This window comes from Vibrio sp. qd031 (genome assembly GCF_002100145.1).
GTDB lineage: Bacteria > Pseudomonadota > Gammaproteobacteria > Enterobacterales > Vibrionaceae > Vibrio.
Genome location: NZ_JXQD01000008.1, coordinates 1 through 13319, shown reverse-complemented (window position 1 = coordinate 13319; position 13319 = coordinate 1). Strand labels below are relative to the sequence as shown.

The following is a 13319-nucleotide window of genomic DNA, read 5'->3' as shown; positions in this document are numbered from 1 at the left end:
TCGGAGTGATTTTTTGAAACGTATTATTTTGTTAGCCATGCTGTTTATACTGACCTTTTCAGTAAGCATAGTGACTCACTTACCCGTGGCGTTGGTACTCGACAAGTTGCCGTTGCCAAAAGAGCTGACTTACCAAAGTGCCTCTGGAAGCATTTGGAACGCTCAGTTAAATGATGTCTATTGGCAAAACCTCAGCTTAGGAAGCATTTACTCACAGATGCAATGGTCTTCGTTGTTTAAAGGCCGAGTTGAAGTGCTTGTCCGTGCTGGGAGAAACAGCGAACTCGGTTACTCGCTCAAAGGGTATGCCGGTGGTTCAATTAAAGGTTGGTACGCACGAGAGGTTTTCGCGTCTCTTCCAGCTAAATCTGTCACCGATCAATTGCAATTGCCTATTCCAATCGATGGGCAAGGAACTTTGGACCTCACGCTTCGTGATTATCAATATCAAGCACCTTATTGTGCCTATGCGACGGGGACTCTAGCGTGGACGTCAGCGCAAGTGACCTCGCCCTTTCTCTCATTAGATCTAGAGCAAGCCATTGCCGATTTTAGCTGTGAAGACAACACTATTACGGCAAGTGGCGATCAATCCAGTGAGCAAGTAAGCGCAGAGTTTGAAGCCACGTTGGCCAGTAATGGGCAGTATCAGACCGCCGCTAAGTTTAAGCCAGAAGCACAATTTCCAGCAAATGCTCGAGGGCAGCTGTCATGGTTGGGAGCTCCTGACGCGCAAGGCTACTATGCATTTGATTATGCGGGACGTTTATAGTGCAGTAAAAGTCGCGGCTAACTCACGATCAACGGATGCAGGCTAAGACCAGTTTGGCTATAGTAGTAGATTATAGCGAGATCACGTAGATAAGTGTTTGCATTTCAAAATCAAAAGCCTGTTAGTTAATTGAAGAGTTTTAGCCCTTATAGGGCGGTAGATAAGGAGATCGGTTGTGTCCAAACAGAAACCAAAGATCCACGATATAACAGAGGTGGCAAAATCGCGATTGTTTACTATCGAGTCACTGGATCTGTCGTTTTCTAATGGCGAGAAACGAGTCTACGAGCGTATGAAGCCAAGTGGACGTCACGCCGTATTGGTGGTGCCGATCACCAACGATGGTGACTTATTGCTAGTTCGAGAATACGCAGTAGGCACCGAGCGTTACGAGTTGGGCTTTCCTAAAGGGCTGATTGACCCGGGCGAGAGTGCGAGTGAAGCCGCAAATAGAGAGCTAAAAGAAGAAATTGGATTTGGTTGTAAGCAATTGACACCACTAAAAGAAGTGGTGCTGGCACCGTCTTATTTCTCTAGTAAAATGACGTTGTTTGTTGGGCAAGACTTATACCCAGAAAAGCTACAAGGCGATGAGCCTGAAGAGCTTGAAATCGTGCGCTGGCCTCTTTCTCAAGCTGAGGAGCTGATCACCCATTGTGACTTTAGCGAGGCTCGCAGTATTACCGCGTTAATGCTTGCGCTGAAAGTATTGGGCAAGCACTAGCTAAACCAATAACGTTTTAACCAAGATCAATACAGTCGATAGCAAGGACAAGCCATGACTCACACTGACTACTCGCAGCATATTCCCGCTGTTATTGAAATTGCTCGTGCAGCTGGGCAGATGATCCTTGATATCTACGAAAAGCAGGATTACCAAGAGTTCACTAAAGACGATGATACTCCGGTGACCAGTGCAGATATTGCCGCGCATAAGCTCATCATGAAGCGCTTGTCTCAGCTCACGCCTGACATTCCTGTGCTTTCGGAAGAGGATGCCGACATTAGCCTCGTTCAGCGTTCGCAGTGGGGATGTTATTGGCTAGTCGATCCCCTGGATGGGACGCAAGAGTTCATCGCTCGCAGCGGCGACTTTGCTACGATTATCGCTTTGGTGGATAACAATCGCCCTGTTATGGGGGTTGTGTATGGCCCAGTATCTGGGGTGACCTACTACGCTTACGAAGGAAAAGGCGCGTGGAAGATACCGGATATGGCCGAAAGCGTGCGTATATCGACTCACAGCCACCCTCAAGATAATTCAGCTATCGTAATGGCCATCAGCCGTCGTCAAAACATTAATCACACTACTGCTTGCATGTCGACGGCGTGGAACTACGAAATGATGCCTTTGGGCTCGGCAGCACTTAAAGCCTGCTTAGTGGCCGAGGGTGCGTCAGACTGTTACTTAAGATTGGGGCCAACGGGAGAGTGGGATACGGCTGCGACGCAATGCATCGTCACAGAAGCGGGCGGAACCATTCTCAGCACTTCCCTTGAGCCGCTTTCGTATAATTTGCGTGAGACGTTAGAGAACCCAAACTTTATTGTGATTGGGGATCGGGATTTACCTTGGGCAGAGATATTGCTGCAAAAGTAAAGGGGCGAGAGGCGAAGAGCAGGGGCGAGGAGCGAGGACGCTGCGCTTCGAGGGGCGAGAGGCTAAGAGCTAGGGGCGAGAGGCGAGGACGCTGCGCTTCGAGGGGCGAGAGGCGAGGACGCTGCGCTTCGAGGGGCGAGAGGCGAGGACGCTGTGCTTCGAGGAGCTAAGAGCTATGCTTGTTGTTGGTGTTTTCGGATTGGAAGATTAGGGTGGTTTTTAGGCCGCCTTCGCGTCGATTGACGACGTTTACTGCGCCGCCATGCTGCTGCATGATGCGTTTAACAATGGCTAAGCCTAACCCAGTGCCTTCACTGCCTCGGGCCGTGTCGCCTCGAGTGAAGGGTTGGAACAGTTTTTCGAGTTCACTTTCTTTAATACCAGGTCCATTATCCTCAATACAGACCCATACCTGGCTACGTGCTGCGTTCATGCCGGTCGAGAGTCGTACCCAGTGATTTCCATAGCGTAAGCTATTGACCAATATATTGCTCACTGCTCGTCGCACCGTGACGGGCTCGCCATACGCACTTAAAATGTTCTGCTCGGGTACGCATTCAATCGTTAGCTTTGCGGTATCAACATCTCGGCTAAATGACTCTTCGTTGGGTTCATCACAGGCCAACAAAGCTTTTTCATGCAGTTCGGTGATTAATACATTTAAATCTATGCTCTCAAAACTGTCGGCGGTGACAGGGTTGAGGTATTGCATAAACTGGGCAATGATTTCGTTGCACTCTTCGGTATCTTCAATGATCCCCTCGGCCAATAATTTGTCTTGATCAGACATCATTTCAGTGGCTAGGCGAATTCGGGTCAATGGGGTGCGAATATCGTGAGATATACCCGCCATCAGCAAGGTGCGGTCGTCTTCGAGCTCTTTAATGCCTTTTGCCATCGAATTAAACGCGCGGGTAACGGCGCGTAACTCAGTCGCACCTCGCTCCGGCAATGGAGGAGGAAAATCACCCTGGCCAATGCGAATTGCGGAATCTTCAAGTGACTTGAGCGGCTTATTTTGTCGCCTCAGTAGCACCCAACTGCCAACCACAATAAACAACGAGATAAACAAACTGGCGGCAAAAAACGGATAATACACATTGCCTTTAAGTTCGGCCAGTGGGATTCGGAGGAGGTGTTTAGGTAAAGCGTCTAATTGCACCCAAAGTATATAGCTTTCGGGGCCAAAAATGAGTCGAACTTCGGCGTTTGTCCCCAATTCCTCAGTAAATTCTTCACTCATGAAATCGATACTTCTCGCACGCTCAAAAGGCAGCGCATCTTCGGTATCTATTCGTACCACACTGACGCCCATTTTAATCAACATCGCCTGTCGTAGCTCAGCAAGGCGATGCTCTTCGAGTGTCACCTTATTTGGCGTGGTATCTATTTTTGGGTGTAGCGACTCTTCGAGCACCAAACTGAGTTCGTACGAGAGTATGCGGTTGAACTGTTTAAGACTTGGCATCAGCGCGTAGTTAAACACTGCGTAGTAAGACATCACTTGGGTGGCGATAACCAACCCAATAAAGATGAAGAACGACTGAGCGAATGAACTGCGCGCCTTGATCATAACAACGTTCTACGCAGAGGTGCCATCAGGAACAAACACGTAACCTAATCCCCATACGGTTTGAATATAGCGTGGTTTACTTGGGTCTTCTTCGAGCATACGGCGAAGTCGAGAAATCTGCACATCGATTGAACGCTCTGTTGCCGAGTATTCACGGCCACGAGCTAGGTTCATAAGCTTGTCACGAGACATTGGATCGCGAGGGTTGCTCACCAATATCTTCAGCACAGCAAATTCACCGGAAGTGAGCGAAATACTCTCTTCACCTTTAAACATTTCTCGAGTCGCAAGGTTTAGGCGGAACTCACCAAACGTCACTTCTCTCTCTTCACTCGCGGGTGCGCCAGGAGCCTCTAGTGGGTTTCTTCGTAATACGGCACGTACGCGCGCAAGCAGTTCGCGAGGGTTAAATGGCTTAGGAAGGTAATCGTCAGCACCCACTTCCAAACCGACTATACGGTCAATTTCATCGCCTTTAGCCGTTAGCATAACGATAGGTAGAGGGTTGTTGGCACTGCGCAAGCGGCGGCAGATGGATAATCCGTCTTCCCCAGGAAGCATAAGGTCCAGGACCATCAAATGGAAGGTTTCACGCTGTAGAAGACGATCCATCTGCTCAGCATTAGAGACACTACGTACTGAAAATCCTTGCTCGGCTAAGTAGCGTTCAAGCAGAGAACGTAAGCGTGAGTCGTCATCGACCACCAATATTTTATAGCTTTCTTGCATCTCAATGTTTCCCGTGCTGGCGTCACTTCCTGGGAGCAGGTGTACTAGCCAACATTTACAGTTATTATTTTAAGAGCAATCCGTTTGCAGTTGGGGGGTCTACCATGACAGGTCGAAAATGCAGGTTACGACAATTTGCTGCCGTGCAAATTCACCCCCAAAATGTAACAAAAATTGCCTGTGCGTTTTTCAGTCAATTGTTAGCAAATGTTTCTGCGAACTTTGACCAGTAACGCCATATCAGACCAGTATTACACAATTATGACAGTGCGCTTTGATAGCTTATCTTATTAATAAACCACATTTTTTCACCTTCAGGTGTACGAACGGTGAATTCTTCATCAATTTGTTTCTTTAGCGCTGCTCTCGCCATCGGAGAGTCGATCGAGATATAACCTTTCGAGTCTCCATAGATTTCATCGGGGCCAACTATGCGAAATCGTAAGAATTTTCCCTCTTCGTTTTCTATCTCGACCCAGGCGCCAAAAAAGACTTTTCCATCTTGTTCTGGGGAGTGATCGACGACGGTCAAATCGGGCATTCGCTTTCGCAAATAGCGTATTCTGCGATCGATTTGCCTCAGCAGTCGTTTGTTGTATTGATAGTCCGCATTCTCAGAACGGTCACCTAAACTGGCGGCCCACTGAACCACTTTGGTGATTTCTGGTCGCCGTTCATGCCATAAAAAATCGTGCTCTTGTTGCAGCTTTTCGAATCCCTCGCGGGTGATCAGGTTAGTCTTCATTGGTTGTCTTGATAAATTGCTGGTCACTGCTGACGATCACGCCATGCTCAAGGAAGTTTTTACCTAGGATCATGCTGTACTTAAAGCGCGAACGATCTTGAAGGTTAACTCTAATGGTTTCTGATATATCTCCAAGAGAGACGTTCATTTCGACGACTGGCCGCTCTTCTGGCTCTTCGCCCGCTTTGGCTCTAATGCGCATTACGTCAACGACGGCGCGCTCAAAAGTTTGCTGTTGTCCCTGTCGATTACTGTAGTCAAAACGAACCATATCCAGCCCAGCTTCTTTAAATCGCTCAATGTTGCTGGCATTTATTGCACTGACATCGGCGCCCGTATCCAACTTGACCGGGAAGGTGAGGTTCTCGATAGTCGCGTTTTCGATATAGCCAGCGACGTAGAGCGGCTCGGGAGAGAGCAGGTTACGGCTGCGTGCATTGACCAGTACGCCATCACGCGATGCACTGGCGCCAAAGGCGAGGTAACTCTCTTCACCTGCATCTGCTTTATCAAGTGCAAATTGAACCGGTCTTTCTTCACCATTTGCGCTGACAACCCCTTTAACGACGGGACGGGTGCGACTGCCAACCTTAATTTCTTTCACAATAGGTTTGGTCACTTGCTGTGGCGAACGAGTTCCATTTGGCATCTTAAAGGTGATTTCATCCCCGTCTCTACCTTTCTTGATGGAATAGTCGTCGACAAATAGCACGGGCGTTATCACAGCCGTTGACGGATAAGCGACAACGGAATACCCGTCCAATTTTATGTGCTCTTCAGTGGACACAACAATGGGTTCGTCGCGCTTAATCCATTGCTCAAAGGTTTTCGGGTCGCTCTTGAGCAGGTCCTCTTTGCGTGTATGAACGACAAAGTGGCGGCTCTGTGATTCGGTGCCTAGGCGCAGTTGTGTGCTCAGCGAGGAGCGGTCACGCAAGTACACCAGAATGTGGGTATCGAAATCCCCCTTAGACACGGGCACATAGACCAATGGGCGTTTCACACCGCTAACCGAAAGCATGCGAATAAGTGGTAAGGTCAGGCGCGTATTTTTGTCATTAACACCAACGGTATCAAAACTGACAGTGCCGGCTTGCTCATCCACGTCGATATTGGTTGCATGCATATTGCTGTATCGGTTTACGAAAGAGTAGCTTACGGCTAATTCAGATTCGCCAATGTTAAGGGTCTCTTTTCTACCCATCACAATGGCTGTTGGTTGTTCTTGCAGGTAGTCATAACCTGCGGCGACCCAAGCATGTTGCTTGAGGAAAGTTTTACCAATTAATACTGGCGCCGAGAAGTGGCTGCGGTCTGTGAGGTTAACATCGGTGGTCACTGTGGTGTCGGCAATACGCAGCGCAATGGAAATAACAGGCCGGTAAATGGGCGTGCTGCTGGTGCGGCTTCGGATCACACTGGTTCGAGCTAAAGGGCGTTCTAGTTCCAGTGTTTCACCCGTCGTTGGGTGGGTTAGATGAAACTTAACCACCCCTTGAATGTCGCGCTCTGGCGTATCGAAACTATCCAGCCACCAGTTGCTGGCGGGTCCACCAAATTCATCAATGATGGTTTGCATCAGCTCAACGTTTTTCAGGCCCTTGTATTTAGGGTTAGTACTGTAGACTTCAATATTGTCAGCGTGCATGGATGTGGTGTCAGCACCTGTGTCGATTTTGCCAATCAGTGGGAAATCGCTCATCGCTTCAATGCCACTTAAATAGACGTTTTCAAGGCGCCCTAAGACAACTTTATCGTCGATATGATACGCAGGGTTTGAAGTAGAATAACCACTCAAATCGCTTGAGTCCGCGGCGTGGACTGCGCTTGAAGTCATCCATTGCGCAGTCAGTAATGCAGCACACAGCAGCAAAGAGCGTGAAAAAGTCGTCATATAACAACCCCTATTGAGAAGACAAACAGTAACAGTGCATTGAACAGCAAAGGTTAAATTTATGCTAATTCGTTGATTTAACCACTGCTTACACAGTCAGTCTAGCTAAAAAGCGAGCAAACGATGCCACAAATCTAGGGATTCGCCCTAGAAAAAAGCGTTTTCGCCCCAATTGTTGAAGCTCAGGAACCCTACACGACAGCAGAGATTGCGATGATGACATCCCCTTCCACGACTATAGCTCAAACCATTGCGAGCGAATTGAGTGTTCAACTTCAACAAGTGAGCGCGGCCATTCAACTATTAGACGATGGCAACACCGTACCGTTTGTGGCCCGTTATCGTAAAGAAGTCACCGGAGGGTTGGATGATACTCAGCTGCGTAATTTGGATAGCCGTCTTACTTATTTGCGTGAACTTGAAGACCGTCGTCAGACCATTCTCAAATCAATCAACGATCAAGGCAAATTGACGCCAGAGCTAGAAAAGCAGATCACCGAAACGGACAGTAAAAACCGATTAGAAGATTTGTATCTGCCCTACAAGCCAAAGCGCCGAACCAAAGGGCAGATTGCGATCGAAGCAGGGCTAGAGCCACTCGCTGAGCTACTGTGGGAACGTCCAGAGCATCAACCCGAGGTTGAAGCCGTGCGATTCGTCAATGCCGATAATGGGATTGCAGATACCAAAGCGGCGCTAGAGGGTGCACGTGCCATCATTATGGAGCGCATTGCTGAGGATGCGTCGCTCATTGAAAAAGTTAGAGTCTATTTGACCAAGCACGCTCAATTGCAAGCACGGGTCATTGATGGAAAGCAGCAACAAGGCGAAAAGTTTAAAGACTACTTTGAACACAATGAGGTGATGAGCAAAGTGCCGTCTCATCGTGCTCTTGCGATGTTGCGTGGGCGCAACGAAGGTATATTGTCATTAACAATGAATGCCGATCCAGAACAAGTCGACTCGATTCGATCTTCGTATTGCGAAACCATTATATCAGAGCACTACAATCTGCACCTTAGCCAAGCGCCAGCCGACACTTGGCGTAAGCAAGTGATCAGTTGGGCGTGGCGCATAAAAGTGTCGATGCACATGGAAACAGAGCTAATGGCAGGCATGAAAGAGCGCGCAGAGGAAGCCGCTATCGAAGTGTTTGCTACTAACCTCAAAGACTTATTAATGGCGGCTCCTGCGGGCCCGAGAACAACACTGGCATTGGACCCTGGGCTGCGTACCGGATGTAAAGTTGCGGTGGTAGACGCAACGGGCAAGGTATTGGCGACCGATACCATTTACCCACATCAACCGCAAAAACAGTATCACCCTGCAATGCAAACGGTGGCCAGTTTGATCAAAACGCACAATGTAGACTTGGTGGCCATAGGTAATGGCACCGCATCTCGAGAAAGTGATGCCTTTGTGGCGGATTTGATTAAGCAAACAGGCTTAAAAGTGCAAAAAATCATAGTTAGCGAAGCTGGAGCGTCCGTCTACTCTGCGTCTGAGTTAGCAGCCAAAGAGTTTCCAAATATGGATGTGTCATTGCGTGGCGCCGTTTCTATTGCTCGTCGCTTGCAAGACCCTCTTGCCGAGCTGGTTAAAATTGATCCTAAATCCATAGGTGTAGGCCAGTATCAGCATGATGTAAGCCAGTCACAACTGGCGAAACGCCTTGAGGCGGTGGTCGAAGATTGTGTTAATGCTGTAGGCGTTGACGTGAATACAGCGTCAGCGGCTTTGTTGAGCCACGTTGCGGGGCTTTCTGGCACCATTGCGCAAAATATTGTGGATTACCGCGACAACAATGGCCGATTTGAATCGCGCACCACACTTAAAAAGGTGGCTCGACTTGGGCCAAAAGCCTTTGAGCAGTGCGCCGGTTTTTTGCGTATTATGAATGGTAAAAACCCGTTAGATGCTTCGTCGGTCCACCCAGAGGCCTACCCGGTAGTGAAGCAAATTGCCGAAAAGCAGCAGCGAAAACTGGAAAAACTGATAGGTGATACAGCGTTTTTGCACCAATTACACGCTGCAGATTACATCAGTGACGAGTTTGGTTTGCCAACAGTAACAGACATCATTAAAGAATTGGATAAGCCCGGTCGCGATCCTCGTCCAGAATTCAAAACGGCAGAATTTGCCGATGGCGTCGATAAGATCAGCGACCTAGAGCCTGGTATGGTGCTAGAAGGCGTGGTGTCTAACGTCGCTAACTTTGGCGCCTTTGTTGATATTGGTGTTCACCAAGATGGCTTAGTACACATATCGGCACTGAGCGATCGCTATGTTGCCGATCCTCGTGATGTCGTCAAAGCCGGTGACATTGTCAAAGTGAAGGTGATGGAAGTGGATGTTCAGCGTAAAAGAATTGGTTTGTCTATGCGACTGAATGATGAGCCCGGTCAAGCGGCTAAATCCAATGCGACCAATGAGCGACCAACTCACCAAAAAAACAAACGCCCATCTCAAAGAGGCAATAATTCGTCATCGTCGTCAAACAGTGCGTTTGCCGACGCGTTCGCCAGAGCGAAAAAATAGTAAAGCCTATTCACCCGTTACACGACGTTTGCCGAGCCAAAGAGTTGCTGAGCCAAAGACAATAAGTAAAGTGTCTCGGCAGCTCGTGAACGGCTCTATAGCTATCTATCGAGTGGGTTGCCAGTGCCTATTTAGTCGGCCACATCAAGTAACAGCAATGGTATATGAAGGGCTGTTCGGTAGCGCAGAGTGTCCATAGTGATAACGTATCACCGTGCGTCGTCGCGCCATCATCCCTTCTTGCAAAGCCGCGTCTAACACTTTTTTGGGCAAACGAAATCGAATGGTGTACTCGGTATTTTTATTTTTTGTGTAGCTATCAACAGATAGCAATGCAAAAAGCCGTTCCAATTCATTTTGAGGAGGCTCTTCTCTCTCATCTGACTCGGCTTCTTCATAACTAGGGTGCTCTGCCGGATCCCAAGCGCTTTGCTTGCGCCGTTTTTCATCCGCATCAATCGCTTTCTCGGCTTCTGACTTGGCCAACCGATGCGTTTCTTCCACTGCGGGGCGGGATTTATTGTCTTTCGCCGCTTGTTCAGTTTGCACATTCACGCTAGGAGCAATAAGCGGCACACTGATGTTGTTTGCCGAGACAATCATTGTTTGCACACCTCCTATTTTGCTGTATACGAAATGACACTCTTCTAAGTAAGGCGTCGATGACTCACAAGCTGTTATCGACCATGATGCTTAAACATTGAGCAGCTTTATTGATTTTTTCCTGTTGAGAACTGTTCAATGAGCATCTCGCAGAACAATTCTGCTTCAGTGATAAAAGGGGCGTGTGACGATTGCTGAAACACATGGCTGGTGGATGCGTGATGCTCTTGAGTGGTGACATCTAAGTCACTGGCCACCTTAACAGGCACTAATCCATCAAGTCGGCCGTACCATCTCGCAACAGGCATAGTCAGTGTAGGAATAACATCTCGATAATCAATATCGGCCAAAAGATCTAACCCTAATTGTAAAGCCTTTGGGGAAGGCGCCGGACGAGATAATACCGCTTGTTTTAACTGCTTTGTGTCTTTACGGGCTGAAGGGCTTCCCATTGCTTGCAGTGCCATAAAGCGATCGACGGTTGTCGGGAGATCATCCAACAGTTGCTCAGTAAATGCGCTTAGTACCTCAGGTTTGATCCCCCGCCACGGCCGAGCTTGGGCAAACTTTGGGGAACTCGCGACTGTCACTAGGTGTGTGACTCGCTGAGGACAATAGTGAGCGACATGCGTTGCGATAAGCCCGCCTAACGACCAACCTAACCAGATAGCGTGTTCAGGGGCATCAATAAGGACCGCGTCAGCGATAGAGTCAATCGTGTCACACGCTATATGGTTGCTGTGCCCATAGCCAGGTAAGTCAGCAATGAACAGTGTGAAATGCGGGCTCAAAGCGTCTAGAAGTTGTTCCCATACAGCACCATTCATTCCCCATCCGTGCAGTAGCACTAAATTGGGGCCCTGGCCTTGTATCTGCCAATGCAATGACTGCTCAGTCGTCACAGAGTGCCTCCTTTCATACGATTTCCATACTTTTTAGTTTCTTTTGGGGAGTAGTCTATGGGGAAAAGTGGGGTTTGCATAGGGGAAGAGCTAGGGGCGAGGGGCGAGGACGCTTCGCTTCGAGGGGCGAGGACGCTGCGCTTCGAGGGGCGAGAGGCGAGTAGCTAGGAGCTAGGAGCGGGGGCGCTGCGCTTCGAGAGGCGAGAGGCGAGTAGCTAGGAGCGGGGGCGCTTCGCTGCGAGAGGCGAGTAGCTAGGAGCTAGGAGCTAGTAGTGAGGGTGCTTCGCTGCGAGGGGCGAGAAACGAGAGGATTGTGGGGTGGGGTGCTGTCTTGGGTAGGTTGGTGGGGGGGATAAAAGCGATACTTGGTGTTTTGGGGAATCAATGTCGTTGTTGTGAGCGGATGATTGCTGTTGAGGGGGAGTGTTTGTTGTGGTGCAGTGAGTGTTTTTCGTTTTTTGAGGACGCTAAGACTCGGTGCGCTTGTTGTGGATTGACGTTAGAAGAGCATACGCTGTCTGAGCGCTCTGTGTTGTGTGGGGAATGCCTCAAGAAACCACCAAATTGGGATAGGCTGTATTGTGTTGGGGATTATGGCGGAGCATTAAAGAGTGATTTGTACAAACTGAAGTATAAACATGACTATCATATTGCTAGAGAGTATGGCCAGTTGATGGTTCGCAGAATAGGGGATCTCAAATCTTCTGGATTACCTACAGCATTAGTGGTGGTGCCTGTGCCATGGTTGCGTTATTGGCGGCGCGGTTATAACCAAAGTCAGCTATTGGCTCGGTCGGTTCGCGAGCACTTTGCTGTAAAAGGCGTTAATGTATCGATTGTGTGCCCATTTGGACGTCAGTATCGTTGGCGGGGTCATACTCGGTTAAATCGTAAGCAGCGTCTGCGTCATTCTCAGTCTGAATTTTACATAAAATCGACTCAAATTGAGTTACTTAGGCAGCATTCTCACGTCGCAATCGTCGACGATGTTGTGACAACGGGCGCAACAATTCAGCAACTTTCGAGCTTACTCCTTGAAAATGGCGTATCGCGCATCGATATCTATTGTGTGGGCCGCACCGCTAAGCCAGCAAAATCGCGTTAACAAAAAACACGCCATTCCCCAACGTTAGTGCTAAAAAAAAGAGTGGCAAGCTTGAGCGAGTGCAGTAAAATAGCAAAAACCGACAAAATTACTCAGGTATTCATCGTGTCTCATCCTATTACTATTTCAGACGCCGCACAGGCGCACTTTTCGAAGCTTTTAGAGCAGCAGCCTGAAGGCACAAACATCCGTGTGTTCGTCGTGAACCCTGGTACTCAAAATGCGGAGTGTGGTGTCTCTTATTGCCCACCAGAAGCAGTAGAGTCTACGGATACTGAATTTAAGTACGAGCAACTTGCGGCATTTGTTGACGAAGTGAGTCTTCCATTTTTGGAAGAGGCCGAGATTGACTATGTAACAGACAAAATGGGTTCTCAGCTTACTCTGAAAGCCCCTAACGCCAAAATGCGTAAGGTAGCCGATGACGCTCCGCTTCTTCAGCGCGTTGAGTACGTCATTCAAACTCAGGTTAACCCACAACTTGCCGGTCACGGTGGTCACCTAAGCCTTATCGAAATTACCGATGAAGGTGTGGCACTGGTTCAATTTGGTGGTGGGTGTAACGGCTGTTCTATGGTCGACGTAACGCTAAAAGATGGTATTGAAAAGCAGCTTATGGAAGAGTTCTCCGGTGAACTTATCGCTGTACGTGATGCGACAGAACACCAAGCCGGCGAGCACTCTTACTACCAATAAGCGTTCCAAATCGCTAACCCCTTGGTACGTCCACACTCATAGTGTCGGCGTACCAACGTTGACATAAAAAAATGTATCCGCCCCCCGCCCCTCGCAGCGCAACCCCCTAATCTTTATTCTCCCCGTTCCCCGCTCCCCGCTCCCCGCTCCCCGCTCCCCGCT

12 protein-coding genes are annotated in these 13319 nt (G+C 48.8%); 6 read left to right on the top strand and 6 right to left on the bottom strand.

Features of this window, described 5'->3' with window-relative positions; genetic code table 11:
* Nucleotides 1-13 precede the first annotated feature (13 nt).
* The 3 genes from ST37_RS04745 (at nucleotide 14) to cysQ (ending at nucleotide 2372) form a co-directional block, all read left to right on the top strand.
* Nucleotides 14-772: a type II secretion system protein N gene (locus ST37_RS04745; protein ID WP_084884233.1), complete on the top strand. Its 759-nt coding sequence runs from the start codon at nucleotides 14-16 to the stop codon at nucleotides 770-772.
* 175 nt (nucleotides 773-947) lie between these two features.
* A complete protein-coding gene (gene nudE, locus ST37_RS04740) occupies nucleotides 948-1496 on the top strand; it encodes an ADP compounds hydrolase NudE (RefSeq protein WP_084884232.1) in 549 nt (182 codons plus the stop codon).
* Nucleotides 1497-1550: 54 nt separating this feature from the next.
* The gene (gene cysQ, locus ST37_RS04735; RefSeq protein WP_084884230.1) at nucleotides 1551-2372 is read left to right on the top strand and encodes a 3'(2'),5'-bisphosphate nucleotidase CysQ; all 822 of its coding nucleotides are present in this window, start codon (nucleotides 1551-1553) and stop codon (nucleotides 2370-2372) included.
* 166 nt (nucleotides 2373-2538) lie between these two features.
* Here cysQ and envZ read toward each other — a convergent pair whose 3' ends face one another.
* The 4 genes from envZ to ST37_RS04715 all read right to left on the bottom strand — a co-directional run bounded on the left by envZ (nucleotide 2539) and on the right by ST37_RS04715 (nucleotide 7313).
* Nucleotides 2539-3942, bottom strand: coding sequence for a two-component system sensor histidine kinase EnvZ (gene envZ / locus ST37_RS04730; protein WP_084884425.1), 1404 nt, complete (start codon nucleotides 3940-3942; stop codon nucleotides 2539-2541).
* A 12-nt stretch (nucleotides 3943-3954) separates the two neighbouring features.
* Nucleotides 3955-4674 (bottom strand): two-component system response regulator OmpR, encoded by a 720-nt coding sequence (ompR, locus tag ST37_RS04725; RefSeq protein ID WP_084884228.1) that lies wholly within the window; start codon nucleotides 4672-4674, stop codon nucleotides 3955-3957.
* A gap of 259 nt (nucleotides 4675-4933) precedes the next feature.
* On the bottom strand, nucleotides 4934-5419 hold the full coding sequence (gene greB, locus ST37_RS04720) for a transcription elongation factor GreB (protein ID WP_084884227.1): 486 nt from the start codon (nucleotides 5417-5419) through the stop codon (nucleotides 4934-4936).
* Nucleotides 5409-7313 (bottom strand): RimK/LysX family protein, encoded by a 1905-nt coding sequence (locus ST37_RS04715; protein WP_084884225.1) that lies wholly within the window; start codon nucleotides 7311-7313, stop codon nucleotides 5409-5411. Before ST37_RS04715 ends, greB begins: the two co-directional genes overlap by 11 nt.
* 216 nt (nucleotides 7314-7529) lie before the next feature.
* Between ST37_RS04715 and ST37_RS04710 the strand changes: the two genes are divergently transcribed.
* The gene (locus ST37_RS04710) at nucleotides 7530-9851 is read left to right on the top strand and encodes a Tex family protein (protein ID WP_084884423.1); all 2322 of its coding nucleotides are present in this window, start codon (nucleotides 7530-7532) and stop codon (nucleotides 9849-9851) included.
* 144 nt (nucleotides 9852-9995) lie between these two features.
* On the opposite strand, the gene ST37_RS04705 is transcribed toward ST37_RS04710, so the two are convergent.
* A complete protein-coding gene (locus ST37_RS04705; RefSeq protein ID WP_084884224.1) occupies nucleotides 9996-10454 on the bottom strand; it encodes an ATP-dependent Lon protease in 459 nt (152 codons plus the stop codon).
* A gap of 107 nt (nucleotides 10455-10561) precedes the next feature.
* Nucleotides 10562-11356 carry a pimeloyl-ACP methyl ester esterase BioH gene (gene bioH, locus ST37_RS04700; protein ID WP_084884222.1) on the bottom strand — a complete coding sequence of 265 codons (795 nt, stop codon included), beginning with the start codon at nucleotides 11354-11356 and terminating at the stop codon, nucleotides 10562-10564.
* 313 nt (nucleotides 11357-11669) lie between these two features.
* Here bioH and ST37_RS04695 point away from each other — a divergent pair, with 313 nt between their 5' ends.
* Both ST37_RS04695 and nfuA read left to right on the top strand, forming a co-directional pair.
* Complete coding sequence (locus ST37_RS04695; protein ID WP_206780098.1) at nucleotides 11670-12461, top strand: ComF family protein; 792 nt, start codon at nucleotides 11670-11672, stop codon at nucleotides 12459-12461.
* Nucleotides 12462-12566: 105 nt separating this feature from the next.
* Nucleotides 12567-13157 (top strand): Fe-S biogenesis protein NfuA, encoded by a 591-nt coding sequence (gene nfuA / locus ST37_RS04690; RefSeq protein ID WP_084884421.1) that lies wholly within the window; start codon nucleotides 12567-12569, stop codon nucleotides 13155-13157.
* Nucleotides 13158-13319 lie beyond the last annotated feature (162 nt).